19 protein-coding genes are annotated in these 20,216 nt (G+C 64.2%); 7 read left to right on the forward strand and 12 right to left on the reverse strand.

The genetic code is table 11. The annotated features are described in order from the left end of the window. The first annotated feature begins 3 nt into the window (after positions 1-3). On the forward strand, positions 4-1,014 hold the full coding sequence (gene pdxA / locus P0D87_RS10695) for a 4-hydroxythreonine-4-phosphate dehydrogenase PdxA (RefSeq protein WP_053857512.1): 1,011 nt from the start codon (positions 4-6) through the stop codon (positions 1,012-1,014). A gap of 70 nt (positions 1,015-1,084) precedes the next feature. After that, positions 1,085-1,915, forward strand: coding sequence for a 16S rRNA (adenine(1518)-N(6)/adenine(1519)-N(6))-dimethyltransferase RsmA (rsmA, locus tag P0D87_RS10700; RefSeq protein WP_053857513.1), 831 nt, complete (start codon positions 1,085-1,087; stop codon positions 1,913-1,915). Positions 1,916-1,991: 76 nt separating this feature from the next. Here rsmA and P0D87_RS10705 read toward each other — a convergent pair whose 3' ends face one another. Further along, entirely contained in the window at positions 1,992-2,927 is a 936-nt protein-coding gene (locus P0D87_RS10705; protein WP_029970460.1) for a DMT family transporter, read from the reverse strand. A 354-nt stretch (positions 2,928-3,281) separates the two neighbouring features. On the opposite strand from P0D87_RS10705, the gene P0D87_RS10710 reads away from it, so the two are divergent. Both P0D87_RS10710 and gloA read left to right on the forward strand, forming a co-directional pair. Then, a complete protein-coding gene (locus P0D87_RS10710; protein ID WP_053857514.1) occupies positions 3,282-4,394 on the forward strand; it encodes a porin in 1,113 nt (370 codons plus the stop codon). Positions 4,395-4,505: 111 nt separating this feature from the next. Next, complete coding sequence (gene gloA, locus P0D87_RS10715; protein WP_006047941.1) at positions 4,506-4,892, forward strand: lactoylglutathione lyase; 387 nt, start codon at positions 4,506-4,508, stop codon at positions 4,890-4,892. A gap of 15 nt (positions 4,893-4,907) precedes the next feature. Here gloA and P0D87_RS10720 read toward each other — a convergent pair whose 3' ends face one another. The 8 genes from P0D87_RS10720 to P0D87_RS10755 all read right to left on the reverse strand — a co-directional run bounded on the left by P0D87_RS10720 (position 4,908) and on the right by P0D87_RS10755 (position 13,962). Continuing rightward, complete coding sequence (locus P0D87_RS10720) at positions 4,908-5,795, reverse strand: M48 family metallopeptidase (protein WP_006047940.1); 888 nt, start codon at positions 5,793-5,795, stop codon at positions 4,908-4,910. Between the two features lie 44 nt (positions 5,796-5,839). Next, a complete protein-coding gene (locus tag P0D87_RS10725) occupies positions 5,840-6,598 on the reverse strand; it encodes a lysophospholipid acyltransferase family protein (RefSeq protein ID WP_053857515.1) in 759 nt (252 codons plus the stop codon). Positions 6,599-6,638: 40 nt separating this feature from the next. After that, positions 6,639-7,193 carry a D-glycero-beta-D-manno-heptose 1,7-bisphosphate 7-phosphatase gene (gene gmhB, locus P0D87_RS10730; protein WP_006047938.1) on the reverse strand — a complete coding sequence of 185 codons (555 nt, stop codon included), beginning with the start codon at positions 7,191-7,193 and terminating at the stop codon, positions 6,639-6,641. A gap of 10 nt (positions 7,194-7,203) precedes the next feature. After that, positions 7,204-9,306 carry a glycine--tRNA ligase subunit beta gene (gene glyS / locus P0D87_RS10735; RefSeq protein WP_053857516.1) on the reverse strand — a complete coding sequence of 701 codons (2,103 nt, stop codon included), beginning with the start codon at positions 9,304-9,306 and terminating at the stop codon, positions 7,204-7,206. A 15-nt stretch (positions 9,307-9,321) separates the two neighbouring features. Further along, positions 9,322-10,329: a glycine--tRNA ligase subunit alpha gene (gene glyQ, locus P0D87_RS10740; protein ID WP_082366938.1), complete on the reverse strand. Its 1,008-nt coding sequence runs from the start codon at positions 10,327-10,329 to the stop codon at positions 9,322-9,324. A 150-nt stretch (positions 10,330-10,479) separates the two neighbouring features. Continuing rightward, entirely contained in the window at positions 10,480-12,090 is a 1,611-nt protein-coding gene (locus P0D87_RS10745; RefSeq protein ID WP_053857517.1) for an FMN-binding glutamate synthase family protein, read from the reverse strand. Between the two features lie 176 nt (positions 12,091-12,266). Further along, entirely contained in the window at positions 12,267-13,412 is a 1,146-nt protein-coding gene (mnmA, locus tag P0D87_RS10750; RefSeq protein WP_053857518.1) for a tRNA 2-thiouridine(34) synthase MnmA, read from the reverse strand. Positions 13,413-13,482: 70 nt separating this feature from the next. Then, positions 13,483-13,962: an NUDIX hydrolase gene (locus P0D87_RS10755; protein WP_006047933.1), complete on the reverse strand. Its 480-nt coding sequence runs from the start codon at positions 13,960-13,962 to the stop codon at positions 13,483-13,485. 307 nt (positions 13,963-14,269) lie between these two features. Here P0D87_RS10755 and P0D87_RS10760 point away from each other — a divergent pair, with 307 nt between their 5' ends. The 3 genes from P0D87_RS10760 to P0D87_RS10770 are packed head-to-tail and all read left to right on the forward strand — an operon-like array spanning position 14,270 to position 17,221. Beyond that, positions 14,270-15,412 carry a Re/Si-specific NAD(P)(+) transhydrogenase subunit alpha gene (locus P0D87_RS10760; protein WP_053857519.1) on the forward strand — a complete coding sequence of 381 codons (1,143 nt, stop codon included), beginning with the start codon at positions 14,270-14,272 and terminating at the stop codon, positions 15,410-15,412. 25 nt (positions 15,413-15,437) lie between these two features. Next, a complete protein-coding gene (locus P0D87_RS10765; RefSeq protein ID WP_006047931.1) occupies positions 15,438-15,767 on the forward strand; it encodes an NAD(P) transhydrogenase subunit alpha part 2 in 330 nt (109 codons plus the stop codon). Then, the gene (locus tag P0D87_RS10770; protein ID WP_006047930.1) at positions 15,767-17,221 is read left to right on the forward strand and encodes an NAD(P)(+) transhydrogenase (Re/Si-specific) subunit beta; all 1,455 of its coding nucleotides are present in this window, start codon (positions 15,767-15,769) and stop codon (positions 17,219-17,221) included. The genes P0D87_RS10765 and P0D87_RS10770 overlap by 1 nt, the downstream gene beginning before the upstream one ends. Positions 17,222-17,267: 46 nt before the next feature. Here P0D87_RS10770 and P0D87_RS10775 read toward each other — a convergent pair whose 3' ends face one another. From P0D87_RS10775 to P0D87_RS10785, 3 genes are all read right to left on the reverse strand, one after another. Next, entirely contained in the window at positions 17,268-18,014 is a 747-nt protein-coding gene (locus P0D87_RS10775; protein WP_006047929.1) for a helix-turn-helix transcriptional regulator, read from the reverse strand. 169 nt (positions 18,015-18,183) lie between these two features. Further along, positions 18,184-18,567 carry a VOC family protein gene (locus P0D87_RS10780; RefSeq protein ID WP_053857520.1) on the reverse strand — a complete coding sequence of 128 codons (384 nt, stop codon included), beginning with the start codon at positions 18,565-18,567 and terminating at the stop codon, positions 18,184-18,186. A gap of 233 nt (positions 18,568-18,800) precedes the next feature. Then, entirely contained in the window at positions 18,801-20,099 is a 1,299-nt protein-coding gene (locus P0D87_RS10785) for a THUMP domain-containing class I SAM-dependent RNA methyltransferase (protein WP_006047927.1), read from the reverse strand. Positions 20,100-20,216 lie beyond the last annotated feature (117 nt).

The following is a 20,216-nucleotide window of genomic DNA, read 5'->3' on the forward strand; positions in this document are numbered from 1 at the left end:
GTCATGAACACCGCCGCCCAGTCCGCCAGCTTGCCGTTGCAGATCGCGATCACGACCGGCGAGCCGGCCGGCGTCGGTCCCGAACTGACGGCGCAGGCGCTCGCGGGCGCGGCGACGCATTGGCCCGGCGCACAGTTCACGGTGCTGGGCGATTCGGCGCTGCTCGCCGAACGGGCGCGCGCAGTGGGTGTCGACTGGAGCGCGCTCGCCGCGCAGGCGGGGCGCATTCGCATGCAGCATCGGCCGCTCGGCGCACCGGCGGTCGCGGGCAAACTGAACGCGGCCAATGGGCGCTACGTGCTCGATCTGCTGGACAGCGCAATCGACGGCGCAATGGCCGGCACCTTCGAAGCGATCGTCACCGCGCCGCTGCAAAAGAGCACGATTAACGACGCCGGCGTGCCCTTTACCGGCCATACCGAATATCTCGCCGAGCGCACGCACACGCCGCGCGTGGTGATGATGCTGGCGGGCACCGGCAAGCGTCCGTTGCGGGTCGCGCTCGCGACCACGCATCTGCCGCTGAAAGATGTTTCCGCCGCGTTGACGCAGCAAGGTCTCGTCGAAACGTTGCGCATTGTCGATCACGACTTGCGGCATCACTTCGGCTTGCCCGCGCCGCGCATTCTCGTGACCGGGCTCAACCCGCACGCGGGCGAAAACGGCTATCTCGGGCGCGAGGAAATCGACGTGATCTCGCCCGCGCTGAAACTCGCGAACGGTGAAGGCATCGACGCGCGCGGTCCTTATCCGGCCGACACGCTGTTTCAGCCGCGTTATCTGGACGAAGCCGACTGCGTGCTTGCCATGTTCCACGATCAGGGCTTGCCGGTGCTGAAGTACGCGACGTTCGGCGAAGGCATCAACATCACGCTCGGCTTGCCGATCATCCGCACGTCGGTCGATCACGGCACCGCGCTCGATCTGGCCGGCACCGGCCGCGCCGACGCGGGCAGCCTGATCGCCGCCATCGACACAGCAGTGTCCATGGCGCAACATCGCCGCGCGGGCTGATTCAACGCTGCCGCGGCAGCCTCGCGCGTCGTCTCTTTTCAAGCAGTGTTCTTTCTTTAGCGTTTCTTCGATGTCCACCAGCAGACAGCAGCAGGGCCGCCACCAAGGTCATATCGCGCGCAAGCGTTTCGGGCAGAACTTTCTGGTCGACATGGGCGTGATCGATTCGATCGTCGACGTGATCCGGCCGCAACGCGGCGAGCGCATGGTCGAAATCGGGCCGGGACTCGGCGCGCTGACCGAGCCGCTGATCGAGCGTCTCGCCACGCCCGAGGCGCCGCTGCATGCCGTCGAGCTGGACCGCGATCTGATCGGGCGTCTGAAGAACAAGTTCGGCGAGCTGCTCGAACTGCATGCGGGCGATGCGCTCGCGTTCGACTTCGGCTCGCTGGCCGCGCCTGGCGACGCGCCGTCGCTGCGCATTGTCGGCAATCTGCCGTACAACATTTCGAGCCCGCTGCTGTTTCATCTCGTGTCGTTCGCGCCTCGCGTGATCGATCAGCACTTCATGCTGCAAAACGAGGTGGTGGAGCGGATGGTGGCCGAGCCGGGCACGAAGGCGTTCAGCCGTCTTTCAGTGATGCTGCAATATCGCTATGTGATCGACAAGCAGCTCGACGTGCCGCCCGAGGCGTTCCAGCCACCGCCGAAAGTCGATTCCGCGATCGTGCGAATGATTCCGTATGCGCCGCACGAACTGACGCCCGTGGACGAGCGCGTGCTCGGCGAGGTGGTCACCGCGGCCTTCTCGCAGCGGCGCAAGATGCTGCGCAATACGCTGGCTGCATTCCGCGATCGCGTCGACTTCGAGGCGATCGGCTTCGACCTGCAACGCCGCGCCGAAGATGTGCCGGTCGCCGAATACGTGCGCGTCGCGCAGATCGTGGCGGCCAAGGCCTGATACGCGGCTCAGTGGCGGCGTGGCTTTGCGACGGACGCCTCGCCGCCTTATAGCGAGCGTATAGCGGAGCGTGCGGCTACGCTCCCGCCCGTTTCCCCGGCGCATTGACGAGCGCGATACCGGTCAGCACGAGCGCCGCCGCCATAAGAAAGCGCAAGCTGAACGACTCGCCGAGCAGCAGCACGCCGAAGGTCACGCCAAAGAGCGGTGTCAGAAACGAGAACACCGACAGCCGCGACGCGACATAGCGCGTGAGCAGCCAGAACCACACCAGATAGCTGACGAACGCGACTACCACCGCCTGATACGCGAGGCTCGCGACCGCGAGCGGCGTGACGGTGTCGACATGCGCCTCGCCGAGCGCCAGCGCCATCACGAGCAGAACCACGGCCGACACAGTCAGTTGATAGAAGAGCGTCTTGCTCGCGCTCGACTGCGCGAGCCGCGTGGCGCGCACCACGACGGTCGTCGCGGCCCACGCGACGCCTGCCAGCACGCCGAGCGCGTCGCCGGCCACCGCGGCCAGTGACGAGCCGCTCGCCGTGGCGCCATGCAGGAAGCCATCCGCGAAAGCCAGCGCGATGCCCGCAAACGCGACGACAATGCCGATCCATTGGATGCGCCGCATCCGCTCGCCGTCGACGAACCAGTGCAGCCCGAGCGCCGTAAAGCACGGCGCGGTGTACAGAAAGACCGCCATGCGCGACGCGCTGGTCAGCGTCAGCCCGAGGAAGATGCACACGAATTCGGCGGCGAACAGGACGCCCGCCAGCAGACCTGCGGCGAGCGTGCCGTCGTCGCGAAAGAGCGGCGTGCCGCGCGAGCGAGCCCAGCCCCACACGAGCAACGCCGCGATGGTCGAGCGCAAGCCTGCCTGAAATAGCGGCGGCAACGCGGCGTTGGTGCTTTTGATGGCGACTTGCTGGAAGCCCCAGATCGCGCACAAGCCGACCATCAGCAGGACGGCGAAGCCATCGGGGGCGCGGCGCGCGGGCAGGGCGGTGGTGCTCATGGGCGATGTCGTGAGAGGAAGGCAAGACGGTTGAACGGCGCAGCACGTACCATATCAAACCCGCCGGCCCGCCCGGCCGATGCCCCCACCGCCTACGCGTGCTTCCTATAACTCGCAAGTCCTTTTGCTGATTTTGCGCAACGCCCGCGCAACACCTCGCGCAACACCTATTTCTTACCGTCGTTATTTCGCGCTAAGGTTCGACGACAGCGCCGTGAGCACTGCCTGTCAGTACGTTAGTGCGCACTGTGTCGCCGATTCCGGGCTTCTGCAGGAAGCCGACCTCGCGGACGCTGCGCCGCGTCAGCAGTCAAACTCTATCCGCGCAAAGCGGAGCCGATACGAGGAAACGACATGATGACCCTCAGCAGAGGCGCGGCCGTTGTCACGTTGATGTCGCTCGGCTGTCCGGCCGCGCACGCCCAATCGAGCGTGACGCTGTACGGCGTGGTCGACGAGAGCGTGCGCTATCTGACGCATGCCAACAAGGCCGGCGATTCGTCGCTCGGACTCGGCACCGGCGGCATGACGCAAAGCCGCTGGGGGCTCAAGGGCGTCGAGGATCTGGGCGGCGGCTGGTCGACCTTCTTCAAGCTCGAGAACCGCATCTACATCAACAGCGGGCAGAGCGACCCGACCTTGCCGTTCTTCAACGAAGCGCAGATCGGTGTGCGCTCCACTTCCTACGGCCAGGTCATTTTCGGCCGTCAGTACAACGTGATGATCGAAGGCATCACGGTAGGCGGCTACGGCAGCAATCCGTGGATTCCGTACGATTTCAGCTTTCAGCCCGAAGTGACGATGACGGGCGGCATCTGGACCAGCAACCAGGTGCAGTATCAGGCGAAGTACAACGGACTCACCTTTGCAGCGGGCTACGCGTTCGGCGGCAATGCCGGCAACTCGTACGGCAGCCAGATCGGCGCAGCGGCGGCCTATGCGCCGGCGGGAGGACCGTTCACCATCGGCGGCGCGTATGAGGAGTCGAAAGACTCGGTCAACGGCGCGTCGGCGAAAGCGTGGACATTCGGCGGCTCGTACACGTGGGACAAGACGCGCTTTTCGCTCGGCTATATCGTCAATCGGGCCGACGCCGGTTTCTCCACGTTCGCCAACGGACCGTTTTCCGCGGCCTCGCTGACCGCGCTCAAGTACACCGACTTCTCGCGACGACGCATGTTCATGGGCGGCATCACGCAGCAGATCGGCAACGCGTGGCATGTGGCGGCGAATGTCTGGCGGACCTTGCAGGACGGCAAAACTCCCGCGAAAGACGGCTCGGCGTGGCAATACCAGCTCGTCGCCGACTACAACCTGTCGAAGCGCACGGATGTCTACGTCGAAGGCGATTATTCGCTGTATCGCGGCGACCTGATCGGCGCGCAATTGCAGGGCGTGAATGCCGTGGGCCTCGCGCAGAAAGGCTCCCAAATCGGCTTGATGGCGGGGCTGCGGCATCAGTTCTGAAGCGTTGCGAAGCGCGTTTCACACGTCGATTGCGAGCATTGCGTCCGCTGCAACGGCGGGCGATTCCGGGTACATTGACGGTCTCGACGTCAAAGCAACAGGGAGTACACGATGCGCCTGCTTCACACCATGCTCCGGGTCGGCGACCTGGATCGTTCAATCGCGTTTTACACCGAACTGCTCGGCATGAAGTTACTGCGCCGCGACGATTATCCGGATGGCAAGTTCACGCTGGCGTTCGTCGGCTACACGGATGAGCGCGACGGCACCGTCATCGAATTGACGCATAACTGGGACACGCCGTCCTATGACCTCGGCAACGGTTTCGGGCATCTCGCCGTGGAAGTGGAAGACGCCTACGCCGCCTGCGAAAAAATCAAGGCGCAAGGCGGCACGGTGGTGCGCGAAGCGGGCCCGATGAAACACGGCACGACCGTGATTGCATTCGTGACCGATCCGGACGGCTACAAGATCGAGTTCATCCAGAAGAAGAAGTAGCGCGGGCCACGGGCCTTAAAGCGTCGGCAGCAATTCAGGCGGATGCGACTTGAGCGTCTGCCGCGCTTCGCGAAATTCCGGGAAGATCGATTCGACCGTTTGCCAGAAGCGCGGGCTGTGGTTCATTTCCCGCAGATGCGCGAGTTCGTGCGCAACCACGTAATCGATAATCGAAAGCGGGAAGTGAATCAGCCGCCAGTTCAGGCGAATCTTGCCGTCGCTCGAACAACTGCCCCAGCGCGTGGCCGCTGACGAAAGCGCGTACGCGCGATAGTTGACGCCCAGCTTCTCCGCGTAAATTGCAAGGCGCTCGCCGAACACACGCTTCGCTTCGCCCTGCAACCAGCCTTGCACGCGGTCCTTGATCTGCTGCGGATCGGCTTGCAAAGGCAGCGGCACTTGCAGCGCGGAATCTTCCGCGCTGAACGCGAGCGTGCCTTGCGGCGAGCCGAGCCTCACATGCACCGGCTGACCGAGATAGGGCACTTGCGCGCCGTCTTTCCAGTCGACCTTCGGCAACGCGCGCTGTTCGACGCGCGTTTGCCATTCGATCAGCTTCGTGAAAATCCAGCGCTGCTTCTCGGTGATCGCGGTTTCGATATCGGCGAGCGTGACCCAGCGCGGCGCCGTGATCGTGAGGCCGGTGCTGTCGATGGCAAAGCCAATTGAGCGGCGCGCCGAACGCTTGAGCGCGTAATGCAGCGTGCGTGAGCCGATCACCAGTTTGCGCAGCTTGCTGCCGTCGGGTGCAAGCGGGACAGCGGGCTGCTGCCCGTGAGGCGTCGCGGTAGGTGCGGACGGCGAAGGAGACGACGACGTCGAACCCGGCTCGGCGAAGAGCGGGAGATCGAGTTGCCGGTTATCGAGCGCCGCGGCGGGCTGCGGCGTAGGAGACTTCTGCATCGGATTCGGCTTCGCGCAAGTACGCCTTCGAGGGCGTGGGCGCGTCAGATTGGTGCGGCGGCGGAACTGCTATCCGCCGCGCGATACGCAGTGGGATCGATGCGACGCATTTCAGCTTCGATCCACTGTTCGACGCGCGTGTTCACTTCATCGGGCGTGAGCCCCGTGGTGTCGATCGGCTTGCCGATTGACACTGTGACTATACCCGCATATTTGAGAAACGAGTTGCGAGGCCACACGCGTCCGGCGTTGTGCGCGATCGGCACGACTGGCGCGCCGGTGGCGATCGCGAAGCGCGCGCCGCCGGTCTTGTACTTGGCCTGCTTGCCAGTCGGCGTGCGCGTGCCTTCCGGAAACATGATGACCCATGCGCCTTCGGCCATGCGCGCCTTGCCTTGCCGGATGACCGACTCGAACGCGTACTTGCCTTCCTTGCGGTCGATGTGAACCATCTTCAGGAGACCGAGCGCCCAGCCGAAAAACGGCACGTACAGCAGCTCGCGCTTGAACACATAGCACAGCGGCCGCGGCATCAATGCGGGAAACGCGAGCGTCTCCCATGCCGATTGATGCTTCGACAGCAGCACGGCCGGACCGTTGGGCAGGTTCTCCATGCCTTCGAGCGTGTAGCGGATGCCGGTCAGCCAGCGAGCGACGATGACCGTGACGCGGCACCAGCCCGCCGCCATCCAGTAGCGCTTGTCGGCGCGCATGAACGGAAACGCGATGAAGCACGCGGTCGCGTAGGGCACCGTGAATACGACGAAGTAGATCAGCAGCAGCAAGGAACGAATGAAGCGCATCGGCGTGGTCTGTGAGGGTTGGGGACGCGCGACGTGCGCGTCACTCTTGAGCGTCGGCGAGGAAGTCGAGCACGAACGCGCGCAGATCGTCGTGGACCGTGGTGCCTTCCGGCAGTCCGCCGGCCGCGAGTGTTTTGCGGCCCTTGCCCGTCAGCACCAGATGAACCGGATGGCCGAGCGACGCGCCCGCTTGCAGATCGCGCATCGCGTCGCCGACTACCGGCGTGTTCTCGGGGGCGACCTCGAAACGCTCGTTGATCATCTTCAGCATGCCGGCCTTCGGCTTGCGGCATTCGCAGTGATCTTCCGCCGTGTGCGGGCAGAAGAACACCGCGTCGATGCGCCCGCCGACCGAAGCCGCCATGCGATGCATCTTCAGATGCATCGCGTTGAGCGCGTTCATGTCGAACAGACCCCGGCCGATGCCCGACTGGTTCGTCGCGATCGCCACGCGATAGCCCGCCTGGCTCAGACGCGCGATGGCTTCGAGCGAGCCCGGCAGCGCGACCCACTCGTCCGGCGACTTGATGAACGCGTCCGAATCGACGTTGATCACGCCGTCGCGGTCGAGAATGACTACTTTCTTGGTCGGCATGGCGTGCGGCTCAGGCGGCGAGCCGGGAAATGTCCGCGACGCAATTCATCTGCTGATGCAGCGCGCCGAGCAGGGCCAGGCGGTTTGCACGCAGCGACGGATCTTCCGCGTTGACCATCACGTCGTTAAAGAAAGTGTCGACCGGTTCGCGCAGTGCGGCGAGCGCGGTCAGCGCGCCCGTGTAGTCGCGTGCGGCGAGTTGCGACTGCACACGCGGCGCGACTTGTTCGAGCTGCGCATGCAGCGCTTTTTCCGCCGCTTCAACTAACAACGCCGGCTGCACGCCGCCGCTGACCGTCGCGCCTTCCGACTTCTTCAGAATGTTCGAGATGCGCTTGTTGGCTGCCGCGAGCGATGCCGCTTCGGGCAACGCCGCGAATTCGCGCACGGCATCGAGACGCGCGACGATGTCGTCGAGTCGCGTCGGATTGAGCGCGAGCACCGCGTCGATTTCGCCCGGCGCATGGCCGCGTTCGCGCAGCAAACCGCGCAGGCGATCCATGCTGAAGTCGTAAATGGCTTGCGTCGAATCGGCGACGTTCGGCACGGCGGCGAACTGCGCGTAAGCGGTGCGCAGCAGTTCGACGAAGTCCACGGCCAGTTGCTTTTCAACGAGAATGCGCAGCACGCCGAGCGCATGACGGCGCAGCGCGAACGGGTCTTTCTCGCCGGTGGGTTGCAGGCCGATGCCCCAGATGCCGACGAGCGTTTCCAGCTTGTCAGCGAGCGCGACGACCGTACCGGTCGCTGTGCTCGGCAACGCGTCGCCCGAAAAACGCGGCTGATAGTGTTCCGAGCACGCGAGCGCGACTTCTTCCGGCTCGCCGTCGTGGCGCGCGTAGTACGTGCCCATCGTGCCTTGCAGCTCGGGGAATTCGCCGACCATGTCGGTGATCAAATCCGCCTTCGCGAGACGCGCGGCACGTTTGGCGAGCGCGACGTCGGCGCCGATCAACGCGGCGATCGCGCCGGCCAGCGCTTCGACACGCTCCATGCGTTGCAGCGCCGAGCCGAGCTTGTTGTGATACACGACGTTCGCGAGCAACGGCACGCGATCGGCGAGCGGCTTCTTCTTGTCCTGCTCGAAGAAGAACTTCGCGTCGGCAAGACGCGGACGCACCACACGTTCATTGCCTTCGATAATGTCGCCCGGCGTGGCCGTTTCAATGTTCGACACGATCAGGAAACGCGAGCGCAGCTTGCCGTTTGCATCGGTCAGCGCGAAGTATTTCTGATTCGTCTGCATCGTGAGGATCAGACATTCCTGCGGCACTTGCAGGAATTCGTCCTCGAAACGGCATGCGTAGACCACCGGCCATTCGACCAGCGACGTCACTTCGTCCAGCAGCGATTCGGGCATCACGACCTGGTCGCCGTCAGCGTGCGCGAGCAGATGCGTGCGGATCGTTTCCTTGCGATCAGCGAAGTTCGGGACCACGCGGCCTTTGTGCATCAGCGTGTCCGCGTAGGAATCGGCGTGCTGGATCTGCACGAAACCTTCGGACAGGAAGCGATGGCCGAGCGTAGTGTCGTCGGCGTCGATGCCGAGCGCACTGACCGGCACCACCTGGTCGCCATGCAGCGCGGTCAGGCGATGCGCCGGACGCACGAACTGCACATTCGAGCCGTCGGGACGCTGATACGTCATCACCTTCGGAATGGGCAGCTTGCTGAGCGTTTCGTCGAGCGCGGCTTGCAAGCCTTCCGCGAGCGTCGCGCCCGGCGCGGCATAGCGCAGAAAGAAGGCTTCGGCCTTGCCGTCTTGCGCGCGTTCGAGGTCGCTGATGGAAAAATCGGGGAAGCCGAGCGCGGCCAGTTTCTTCGCGAGCGGCGCGGTGGGCTGGCCGTCTTTATCGAGCGCGACGGAAACCGGCAGCACTTTTTCGCGAACGTGTTTTTCCGGCGCGACCGTGCGCACGTTTTTCACCGTGACCGCGAGGCGGCGCGGCGTCGCATAACGTTCGAACGACAGTTGGCCTTCGATCAGATCGCGCCCGGCGAGGCGTTCCGCGATGCCTTCGGCAAAAGCGTCGCCGAGACGGGCGAGCGCCTTGGGCGGCAGTTCCTCGGTCAGCAGTTCGACCAGCAGGGTAGCTTGATGGGATTGAGTCATTTCTTGATGTTCTCGTCAGTCCTGGTCGATCTTGCGTTCGACTTTCAGCGGAGGCGCCCACGCCGGCATGGCGGCGTCCTGCTCGTCGGTCGTGAGGCCGGGCACGCCGTGCACCGGATTGCCGAGCATCGGGAAGCCGAGCTTCTCGCGCGAATCGTAATAAGCCTGCGCGACAAGACGCGACAGCGCGCGAATCCGGCCGATGTAGGCCGCGCGCTCCGTCACGGAAATCGCGCCGCGCGCGTCGAGCAGATTGAACGTGTGGCCGGCCTTCAGCACGAGTTCATAGGCGGGCAGCGCGATCTGCGCTTCGATCATGCGCTTCGCTTCCGCCTCGTAGCTGTTGAAGAACGTGAACAGCAGATCGACGTTCGCGTGCTCGAAGTTGTACGTGGACTGTTCGACTTCGTTCTGGTGGTACACGTCGCCGTAGGTCAGGCGCCGCGTTTCCGGGCCGTTCGGGCCTTGCTCTTCCCACTCGGTCCAGATGAGGTCGTAGACGTTCTCGACCTTTTGCAGATAGATCGCGAGACGCTCGAGGCCGTAGGTGATTTCGCCGAGCACCGGCTTGCAATCCAGACCGCCGACCTGCTGGAAGTACGTGAATTGCGTCACTTCCATGCCGTTTAGCCACACTTCCCAGCCGAGGCCCCAGGCGCCGAGCGTGGGATTTTCCCAGTCGTCTTCGACAAAGCGCACGTCGTTCTGCTTCAGATCGAAGCCGAGCGCTTCGAGCGAGCCGAGATACAGATCGAGGATATTTTCCGGCGCCGGCTTCAGCACGACCTGGTATTGGTAGTAATGCTGCAGACGGTTCGGATTCTCGCCGTAGCGGCCGTCTTTCGGGCGGCGCGACGGCTGCACGTACGCCGCGCGCCACGGCTCCGGGCCGATCGCGCGCAGGAAGGTGTGGACGTGCGAGGTGCCCGCGCCGACTTCCATGTCGATCGGCTGGAGCAACGCGCAACCCTGCTTATCCCAATAGGACTGCAGTGTCAGGATGATTTGCTGAAACGTGAGCATGAAGTGCCTTTCGGGCATGGGGCCGCGCCGCGGGCGCGTGAGCGCGCGGGGCGGCCGTGGAGCGAAGTGCTAAACCGGAGATTTTAACGGAAAGGCGGGGGGGGGGGTGTCCGTTTTGGGAGGGGGAGCGGCTCTCGTCAGCGGAGGCCTTCACGCCACCGCCAACTCCACCTTCGGCGAAAACGAATCGCTTTGCGCAACCGGCCACCATTTCTCATACAACGAGTAACGATAATTCCCGTTGAGAAGATCGTTCGGCTCGAGATACTTCAGCAGCTCGGACATCAACTGCACCTCATGCGACGACACACGTCGCACGATGTGATGCGCGCGCAGTTCCGCAGGATGCTTCAAGCCTGCAGCCTGAACGATCTCCTTCAGCGCATGCAGCGTGTTGTGATGGAAGCTGAAGACGCGGTCGGCCTTGTCCGGCACGACGAGCGCGCGCTGGCGCACCGGGTCTTGCGTCGCGACGCCGGTCGGGCAGCGTCCGGTGTGGCACGTCTGCGCCTGAATGCAGCCGACCGCGAACATGAAGCCGCGCGCCGCGTTGACCCAGTCCGCGCCGATCGCGAGCGTCTTCGTGATGTCGAACGCGGTGATCATCTTGCCGCTCGCGCCGATGCGAATCCGCTGCCGCAAGCCGATGCCGACCAGCGTGTTGTGCACGAGCAGCAAGCCTTCCTGCAACGGCACGCCGACGTGATCGGTGAACTCGAGCGGCGCTGCGCCGGTGCCGCCCTCGGCGCCGTCCACGACGATGAAGTCCGGCAGAATGCCCGTCTCGAGCATCGCCTTCGCAATGCCGAAGAATTCCCACGGATGCCCGATGCACAGCTTGAAGCCGGTCGGCTTGCCGCCCGACAGTGTGCGCAGCCGATCGACGAATTCGAGCAGCCCGCGCGGCGTCGAAAACTCCGAATGCGTGGCCGGCGAAATGCAATCGCGGCCCATCGGCACGCCGCGCGTTTCTGCGATCTCCGGCGTGATCTTCGCGGCGGGCAGCACGCCGCCGTGACCGGGCTTCGCACCTTGCGACAGCTTCACCTCGATCATTTTCACTTGCGGCTCGGCGGCCTGCTTCGCGAATTTTTCGGCGCTGAACGTGCCGTCGTCGTTTCGGCAGCCGAAGTAACCCGACGCGATTTCCCAGATGATGTCGCCGCCATGCTCGCGGTGATACTTCGACATCGAGCCTTCGCCGGTGTCGTGCGCGAAGTTGCCTTTCTTCGCGCCGAGATTCAGCGCCATGATCGCGTTCGCCGACAACGAGCCGAAGCTCATCGCCGAGACGTTGAAGATCGACATCGAATAAGGCTGCGCGCGGTCGGCGCCGACCACGATGCGAAAGTCGTGGCTATCGAGCGTGGTCGGCGCGAGCGAATGGCTGATCCATTCGTGCGCGACGGCCTTCACGTCGAGTTCGGTGCCGTAGGGCCGGCTGTCGACGTCGTTCTTCGCGCGCTGATAGACGATGCTGCGTTGAGCGCGCGAGAACGGCTTTTCGTCGGTATCGTTTTCGACGAAATACTGGCGGATTTCCGGCCGGATGAACTCGAACAGAAAACGGAAATGGCCCCACAGCGGATAGTTGCGCAGAATCGCGTGCCGTTGTTGCGTCAGATCGAAAATGCCGAGCGCGACGAGCGCGAGCGGCACGACGATCCACAACCACGAAACGTGTTGCGTCGCGGCGAGCGCCGTGGACAAACCGAGGAGCGCGATGGCGCTCCACATGGCCAGATAACGTCGAGAAAACATGAGGACTCCGGTGCAGTGAATCGTCACGGAGGGATTGCCGAGCGCGGAGCACAGGCAGATCCACCGTGGGAAAAACGAGCGACTGCCTGTCGGGAAGACGTGAGCGGGTCGTTGGTGAGGTTTAAACGTCGTGCAAAGGCTTGCTGAGTTGAAGTCGGCGAGCGAAACGCAGCAAGCTAGCGCGCGCTCAGCAGTGCCGCCTTTTGCGGCTCGCGCACGGCCGGCTGCCCGGTCGCCGCGTGTTCAATGATGCCGCCGCCGAGGCAAACATCGCCATCGTAAAGCACGGCCGATTGCCCCGGTGTGACAGCCCATTGCGCATCGTCGAAGGTGAGTTCGAACAGACCTTCGCGCTGATTCGCGCGGCTGAACGTGCAGCGCGCGTCCGCCTGCCGGTAGCGGGTCTTCGCGCCGCACGCGAAGCCTTCCGCCGGCGGCTCGCCCGCGACCCAGCTCGTGTTGCCCGCGCTCAGCGTATGGCTCAACAGCCACGGATGATCGTGGCCCTGCGCGACATACAGCGTGTTCGAAGGAATGTCCTTGCCCGCGACGAACCACGGCTCGCCGCTGCCGTCCTTGCTGCCGCCGAGGCCGATGCCCTTGCGCTGCCCGAACGTATAGAAGGCGAGGCCGATGTGCTCGCCGACCACTTTGCCGTCGGTGGTTTTCATCGGGCCGGGTTGGGTCGGCAGATAGCGGTTCAGGAAGTCGCGAAACGGCCGCTCGCCGATAAAGCAGATGCCGGTCGAATCCTTCTTCTTCGCATTGGGCAGCGCGATCTGTTCGGCGATTTCGCGCACTTTCGTTTTCGGAATTTCGCCGAGCGGAAACAGCGTTCTCGACAACTGCGCCTGATTCAGCCGATGCAGAAAGTACGATTGATCCTTCGTATGGTCGAACGCTTTCAGCAGTTCGAAGCGGCCATTGTTTTCGCGCACGCGCGCGTAGTGGCCGGTCGCGATGGTTTCAGCGCCGAGCGACATCGCGTGATCGAGGAAGGCCTTGAACTTGATTTCGGCGTTGCACAGCACGTCCGGATTCGGCGTGCGGCCCGCCGAATATTCGCGCAGGAATTCGGCGAACACGCGGTCCTTGTATTCGGCCGCGAAGTTGACCGCTTCGACGTCGATGCCGATCAGGTCCGCCACCGACACCACGTCGATCCAGTCCTGGCGCGTCGAGCAGTATTCGCTGTCGTCGTCGTCTTCCCAGTTCTTCATGAAGAGGCCGACCACGTCGTAGCCCTGTTCCTTCAGCAGCCACGCGGTGACCGACGAATCGACGCCGCCCGACATGCCTACTACGACTTTCTGCTTGCTCATAAGATGCTCACTGGGTACTGCGTGACTTCATGGATCGTGGAAGTGACCGCTCGCGGCTGCATGCGGACGGCTACCTCTTTGGCCCGACCGAATGCGTATGCACGAAATCGAGCGGAAAACGCCGGCCTGCCAGGTAATCGTCGATACATTGCATGACGAGCGGCGTGCGGTGCCTTTCGGGGCAGGCGCGCAGTTCGTCGGCGCTCATCCACAAGGTTCGAACGATGTCGGGATCGAGCGCGCGCTCTGCTTCCGGTTCGCCGCCGGCGCCGCAATACGTGAAGCGCAAATAGGTGACGCCGCCGTTGTCCGGCCGTTCGAAATGCGTCATGTACATGCCGACCAGCGCCTCGGGCGTGAACGGATGCGCGGTTTCCTCGAGCGTTTCGCGGATCACCGCTTCCAGCAGCGTTTCGCCGGCTTCCAGATGGCCGGCCGGCTGGTTCAGGCGCAGCCCGGCGGCCGTGTGTTCCTCGACCACGAGAAAGCGCCCGTCACGCTCGACGATGGCCGCGACGGTCACATGCGGCAGCCAGGTTTCCGGTTTCATGGGTGCGCATTTTACCGTTTATGGCCGCTCACTGCCGGGATGCGGGCGGGACGCGGCCGGGTCGTTGCCGGTTCATTGCGGCGGCCGGCGGTGACCGGTGACATGCGGCCGGCTGCGGCGACTTGCCGCATGCGACTGCCGCCGCCCACACGCCTCGGAGCCCCGTATCCGCGCGCACCCCCGGATTGTCCCCGATTTCTGCCGCCCCCCATGTTTCGGGTAAAGTGAGGCGTTAGCCGTTGCACTTGCAAGCCGGCGTGCCTCGTCGGCCGATCTGTCGTCAAACAGTAAGTCGAGGAGGAACACGATGCACATCGGAGTGCCAGCCGAGACGCGCGCGCACGAAACCCGCGTCGCCGCGACGCCCGAGACCGTCAAGAAGTACGTGGCGCAGGGCCATCGGGTCACCATCCAGAGCGGCGCCGGGGCCGGCGCGAGCTTTCCCGACGACGCTCTCGCGGCAGCCGGCGCGGAAATCGTCGATGCGGCCACCGCTTTTGGCGCCGACCTCGTCCTCAAAGTCCAGTCTCCCACCGAAGCCGAACTGCCGCTGCTCAAACGCGGCGCGACGCTGGTCGGCATGCTCGATCCGTTCAATGCGGAGAATGCGCAGCAACTCGCCGCGGCGGGCGTCACCGCCTTCGCGCTCGAAGCCGCGCCGCGCACCACGCGCGCGCAAAGCCTCGACGTGCTGTCGTCGCAGGCGAACATCGCCGGGTACAAGGCGGTGCTGCTCGCCGCGACGCTTTATCCGCGCTTCATGCCGATGCTGATGACCGCCGCAGGCACGGTGAAAGCCGCGCGCGTGCTGATTCTGGGCGCGGGCGTGGCGGGCTTGCAGGCGATCGCGACCGCCAAGCGCCTCGGCGCCGTGATCGAGGCATCCGACGTGCGTCCCGCCGTCAAAGAGCAGATCGAATCGCTCGGCGCGAAGTTTCTCGACGTCCCCTACGAAACCGATGAAGAGCGCGAAGCCGCGCAAGGCGTCGGCGGCTATGCGCGGCCGATGCCGCCTTCGTGGCTGCAACGCCAGTCGGCACTCGTCCACGAACGCGCGAAACAGGCCGACGTGGTGATCTCCACCGCCTTGATTCCGGGCCGCGCGGCGCCGACGCTGCTCTCGGTCGAAACCGTGCAGGCGATGAAACCGGGCTCGGTGCTGGTCGATCTGGCAGCGGGCCGCGGCGCGGACTATGAAGGCCGGCGCGGCGGCAACTGCCCGCTCACCGAAGCCGACAAAGTGATCGTCAGGCACGGCGTGACGATTGTCGGCTACACGAATCTCGCCTCGATGGTGCCCGCGGACGCGTCCTCGCTCTACGCGCGCAACCTGCTCGACTTCCTCAAGCTCATCATCACGAAGGAAGGCGCGCTCAACATCGACCTCGCCGACGACATCGTCGCGGCCACGCTGCTCACCCGCGACGGCGAAGTCGCGCGCAAGGCATAACGCGAATTCACCTGGAGAAACGGCGATGGAAGTGCTCAACCACACCGTCATCAACCTGATTATTTTCGTGCTGGCGATTTACGTCGGCTACCACGTCGTCTGGAACGTCACGCCCGCGCTGCACACGCCGCTGATGGCCGTGACCAACGCGATTTCCGCGATCGTGATTGTCGGCGCAATGCTCGCGACCGGCCTCACGCTGGGCACGCCGGGCAAGTTCTTCGGCACGCTCGCCGTTGCGCTGGCGGCGGTCAACGTGTTCGGCGGCTTCCTCGTCACGCGGCGAATGCTCGAGATGTTCCGCAAGAAAGAGCCGAAAAAGCTCATCGCCGATAAGAGCAAGGAGAACGCGTAATGAGTCTGAACGTCGTCACGCTGCTTTATCTGGTTGCGTCGGTCTGCTTCATTCAGGCGCTCAAGGGGCTGTCGAATCCGAAGACGGCGCGCATCGGCAATACGTTCGGCATGGTCGGGATGGCGATTGCGATTCTCACGACCATCGCGCTGATCGCAAAGCAGGCGAATGCACTGGGCTCGAATCTCGCGCTCGGGCTCGGCTTGCTGTTCGCCGCGCTGATCGTCGGCGGTGCGATTGGCGCGTTTGTCGCCGCGCGCGTCGAGATGACCAAGATGCCGGAACTCGTCGCGGCGATGCACTCGCTGATCGGTCTCGCGGCGGTGTGCATCGCGTATGCGGTGGTGTCGGAGCCGGCGGCATTCGGATTGATCGATCCGGAGAATCCGGTGCCGGGCTTTCTGCCTTATGGCAATCGCGTCGAGTTGTTCATCGGCACGTTCGTCGGCGCAATTACGTTTAGCGGCTCGGTTATTGCGTTCGGCAAGCTGTCGGGCAAGTACAAGTTCCGGTTATTCCAGGGCGCGCCGGTCGTCTATGCGGGTCAGCATCTGATCAACCTGATGCTCGCGATTGCGATGCTCGGCTTCGGCGTGATCTTCTTTTTCACGCAGTCGTGGTTGCCGTTCATCATCATGACGCTGATCGCGTTCGTGCTCGGCGTGCTGATCATTATTCCGATCGGCGGCGCGGACATGCCGGTCGTCGTGTCCATGCTCAATTCGTATTCGGGCTGGGCGGCGGCGGGCATCGGCTTCTCGCTGAACAATCCGATGCTGATCATCGCGGGCTCTCTGGTGGGCTCGTCGGGCGCGATTCTGTCGTACATCATGTGCCGCGCGATGAACCGCTCGTTCTTCAACGTGATTCTCGGCGGCTTCGGCAACGAGCCGGGCGCGGCTGCGGCGGGCGGATCGGCTGAGCAGCGTCCGGTGAAATCGGGTTCTGCCGATGACGCATCGTTCATGCTCGGCAACGCAGAAACCGTCGTCATCGTGCCGGGTTATGGCCTTGCCGTTGCGCGCGCGCAGCATGCGTTGAAGGAGTTGACCGACAAGCTCGTCGAGAAAGGCATCGAGGTGAAGTACGCGATTCACCCGGTCGCCGGACGCATGCCCGGTCACATGAACGTGCTGCTCGCCGAAGCCGAAGTGCCGTATGACATGGTGTTCGAAATGGACGACATCAACGGCGAGTTCGGTCAGGTCGACGTGGTGCTCGTGCTCGGCGCCAACGACGTCGTGAACCCGGCTGCGAAGAACGATCCGAAGTCGCCGATTGCGGGCATGCCGATCATCGAGGCTTATAAAGCGCGCACGGTGATCGTCAACAAGCGTTCGATGGCGGCGGGTTACGCGGGGCTCGACAACGATCTGTTCTACATGGACAAGACGATGATGGTGTTCGGCGACGCAAAGAAAGTGATCGAGGATATGGTCAAGGCGGTCGAATAACACGCGATAAATTGCGCGGCGCCCGAAGGTCTGCGCCGCGCAATGCTCACTTCTGTTTCGGTTTGGCGTTCACATGCCGCAGCAGGTCCGCGAGCCGTCTGCCTTCCTGATCGGGATACGGCTCGCGCACTTCGAGTTGCTGGATCTTCTCGAGCCCGAAGTTGCGGAAATCGCCGCGCAATTCACACCACGCGCCAAGCGTCCAGCGCGCGCCCCAATAGGCGAGTGCGAGCGGCCATACGCGCCGCTCCGTCGCCGCGCCGTTGGCATCCGTGTACGCAAAACTTACGACATGCCGCGCGTCGATCGCGCGGTGCAGCGTGTCGAGCTGCGTCGAAAAATCGCTTTTGATATGGAACGACGGCGCGAAGATCGCGAGCCGTTCGAGCGACGCGCGCTTGTCTGCGGGCATGGCCGACGCAATCTTGGCCAGTGCGCCGCGCGCTCCGCTCGCGAAGCCGGCGCCGCCCCACGATTCGAGCATGCGCGCGCCGGCGGCGAGCGCCGCGAGTTCATCGGCGGTGAAGGTCAGCGGCGGAAGACTCGCACTGCGGCTCAGCCGGTAGCCGATGCCGGCCTCGCCTTCGATCGGCACGCCGGATAGCTGCAGGTCGCGCACGTCGCGATAGACGGTGCGCAGCGAGATGTTGAGCCAGTCGGCGAGTTGCTGCGCCGTGGTCAAACGCCGGCCGCGCAGCAATTCGGCGATCTGGAACAGACGGTCGGCGCGGCGCGTCATCGTGGGCGTCTTGTAGAAGAGGACAGGGACAGTCCCGCGATGATAGCGCCGCATGCCGCGCTCCGGTCAGCGTTCGGGTTAGCGTTGGGTTCAGCGTTGAGTCGAGCGTTGAGTCAAGCGTTCGGGTGAGCGTTTGAGTGAATGCTCAGGTGAGCGTTCGGACGGCGGGCTCGATGCGTGTGTCGCCCGCGCGGGCGTTAGCCGTTCGCTGCCCGCAGCGCGGTTAGCCGTTGGTGCGCGAATGCAGGCCGAGGCGATTGCCTTCGCTGTCGATGAAAAACGCGATATAGCCGATGTCCTGCGGCAGCTTGATGACCGGTCCGTCGGTCTTGCCGCCGGCTTCTTCGATGCGGGCGAGCGCGGCGTCGGCGGTCGGCTGCGCGTTCAGGTAGACGAGCACGCCGTCACCGTTCGGGGTCATCGACGGGCTGTGGACGATCGCGCCGCCCGTCGCCGGTTCTTCGTAGCCGAACACGGCGATGGGCTGGCCGCCGATTTCCTGGCGGTTCAGCTTCACGTCGAGCGCGGCTTCATAAAAGCGGACGGCGCGGTCGAAATCGACGGACGGGATTTCGAACCATGCAACAACTTTGGACGATGCGGACATGACACTCTCCTGTGGATGGCGGTAAGCCGAGTAAATCGCCGGATGGCGTGAGGAGCAGTGTGCGGGGGTGCTGCTGACAGCGTGGTGTCAGTAGGATGGGGCGGTGGGTTAGATCGTGTGAACGTGCGGACGTGCGGATGGGCGAGGCGAAAAAACCGCGGCACTGTGTGTGGCCGCGGTTTGTTTCTGGCTGCGTTTGCTTGGCGCTTGTTGTTTGTCGCTTGCCGCTTGTCTTAACCGGCAGGCGTATCGCCTTGCGGCCGCTGACGCACGCTGCCCGCGATCAGATCGAAGCGGAACAGCCGGCATTCGAGCGCTCCGTTAAAGAGCGGTGTCTTGGTCGATTCGCGCAGGCGCAACTGGCCCGGCAGCTTGCGATCCGACGTCAGGATGAATGCGTGCCAGCCGGTGAAGCGCTGCTTGAGCGCGTCGCCGAGCGACTGGAAGAACTCGCTGTCGGGCGCTTCTTCCTGGGCGCGGCGAAAGCTGTCGTCCTCGCGGTTGTCGCGACTGCGTCCTTCACGTCCTTCGCGGATTTCGCCGCGCGCGTTGCGCCCGCGCACTTCGATCCGCTCACCATACGGCGGATTGGCGACGAGAATGCCCGGCGCCGATGTCGGCGGCGTCATGCCGCGCGCGTCGACCTGTTTGAGCGGAATGGTCGGCAAGCCGGCGCGCTGGAAATTCGCGCGCGCCTTGTCGAGCATGTCGCCGGAAATATCGCTGCCGAAAATCTGCAGGTCGGCGCGCGAACTGCGGGCGGCGTGTTTGGCGTCGAGCGCGGCGGCCTTCAGCGTCTGCCACGTTTTGCTGTCGTACTGCTTGAGCTTCTCGAAGCCGAACCGGCGTTCGGCGCCGGGCGCGATGTCGAGCGCGACCTGCGCGGCTTCGGCGAGGAACGTGCCGCTGCCGCACATCGGGTCGTATAGCGGCGTGCCGGCGCTCCAGCCCGTCAGCCGCAGAATGCCCGCCGCGAGATTTTCACGCAGCGGCGCCGCGCCCTTGTCGAGGCGCCAGCCGCGCTTGAACAGTGGGTCGCCGGACGTGTCGAGGTAAAGCGTGCAGTCGGTCGCGGTGAGAAACGCGAACACGCGCACGTCGGGCGTCGCGGTGTCGATGTTCGGGCGCGCGCCGCTGACTTCGCGCAGACGGTCGCAGATCGCGTCTTTCACGCGCAGCGTGGTGAATTCGAGGCTGCGCAGCGGCGACTTGATCGCGGTGACGTCGACGCGCAGCGTTTCGTTCGCGGAGAACCATTGCTCCCAGCGTTGTTCGACGGCGAGTGCGTAGATGTCCTGCTCGCTGCGATACGGACGATGCGCGATTTTCAGCAGCACGCGGCTCGCGAGGCGCGAATGCAGATTGGCCGCCATGCCGGCTGCCCAGCCGCCGCGAAAATGCACGCCGCCGGGGACTTGCGAGCCGGGCGCGAACGGCGCGCCGTGCAGATGCTTCGCGGCGATCTCGGCGAGTTCGGAGGCGAGCGCGGCTTCGAGACCGCGCGGGCAGGGGAGGAAGAAATCGAAGGACATGGAGGGGCTAGCCGGTGGGCTGTGGGTAAGGGGGTATTGTACGCGGTGGGGTGTCGCGGTTGTTTTTTGGCCCTTTGGCCTTTCCTTGTTTTTTGTCGGTGGTCTATTTGTGTTGCA

Source organism: Paraburkholderia sp. RL17-368-BIF-A, assembly GCF_046054045.1.
GTDB classification, from domain to species: Bacteria; Pseudomonadota; Gammaproteobacteria; order Burkholderiales; family Burkholderiaceae; genus Paraburkholderia; species Paraburkholderia graminis.

Excerpts from the sequence above, each read along its gene's own strand:
- P0D87_RS10765 (WP_006047931.1), top strand. The coding sequence starts at position 15,438 with ATGGAAGTGCTCAACCACACCGTCATCAACCTGATTATTTTCGTGCTG.
- rsmA (WP_053857513.1), top strand. The coding sequence starts at position 1,085 with ATGTCCACCAGCAGACAGCAGCAGGGCCGCCACCAAGGTCATATCGCG.
- P0D87_RS10725 (WP_053857515.1), bottom strand. The coding sequence starts at position 6,598 with ATGCGCTTCATTCGTTCCTTGCTGCTGCTGATCTACTTCGTCGTATTC.
- P0D87_RS10745 (WP_053857517.1), bottom strand. The coding sequence starts at position 12,090 with ATGTTTTCTCGACGTTATCTGGCCATGTGGAGCGCCATCGCGCTCCTC.
- P0D87_RS10760 (WP_053857519.1), top strand. The coding sequence starts at position 14,270 with ATGCACATCGGAGTGCCAGCCGAGACGCGCGCGCACGAAACCCGCGTC.
- P0D87_RS10770 (WP_006047930.1), top strand. The coding sequence starts at position 15,767 with ATGAGTCTGAACGTCGTCACGCTGCTTTATCTGGTTGCGTCGGTCTGC.
- P0D87_RS10785 (WP_006047927.1), bottom strand. The coding sequence starts at position 20,099 with ATGTCCTTCGATTTCTTCCTCCCCTGCCCGCGCGGTCTCGAAGCCGCG.
- glyS (WP_053857516.1), bottom strand. The coding sequence starts at position 9,306 with ATGACTCAATCCCATCAAGCTACCCTGCTGGTCGAACTGCTGACCGAG.
- P0D87_RS10755 (WP_006047933.1), bottom strand. The coding sequence starts at position 13,962 with ATGAAACCGGAAACCTGGCTGCCGCATGTGACCGTCGCGGCCATCGTC.
- P0D87_RS10780 (WP_053857520.1), bottom strand. The coding sequence starts at position 18,567 with ATGTCCGCATCGTCCAAAGTTGTTGCATGGTTCGAAATCCCGTCCGTC.
- glyQ (WP_082366938.1), bottom strand. The coding sequence starts at position 10,329 with ATGCTCACGTTTCAGCAAATCATCCTGACACTGCAGTCCTATTGGGAT.
- pdxA (WP_053857512.1), top strand. The coding sequence starts at position 4 with ATGAACACCGCCGCCCAGTCCGCCAGCTTGCCGTTGCAGATCGCGATC.
- P0D87_RS10705 (WP_029970460.1), bottom strand. The coding sequence starts at position 2,927 with ATGAGCACCACCGCCCTGCCCGCGCGCCGCGCCCCCGATGGCTTCGCC.
- gmhB (WP_006047938.1), bottom strand. The coding sequence starts at position 7,193 with ATGCCGACCAAGAAAGTAGTCATTCTCGACCGCGACGGCGTGATCAAC.
- gloA (WP_006047941.1), top strand. The coding sequence starts at position 4,506 with ATGCGCCTGCTTCACACCATGCTCCGGGTCGGCGACCTGGATCGTTCA.
- P0D87_RS10775 (WP_006047929.1), bottom strand. The coding sequence starts at position 18,014 with ATGCGGCGCTATCATCGCGGGACTGTCCCTGTCCTCTTCTACAAGACG.
- mnmA (WP_053857518.1), bottom strand. The coding sequence starts at position 13,412 with ATGAGCAAGCAGAAAGTCGTAGTAGGCATGTCGGGCGGCGTCGATTCG.
- P0D87_RS10710 (WP_053857514.1), top strand. The coding sequence starts at position 3,282 with ATGATGACCCTCAGCAGAGGCGCGGCCGTTGTCACGTTGATGTCGCTC.
- P0D87_RS10720 (WP_006047940.1), bottom strand. The coding sequence starts at position 5,795 with ATGCAGAAGTCTCCTACGCCGCAGCCCGCCGCGGCGCTCGATAACCGG.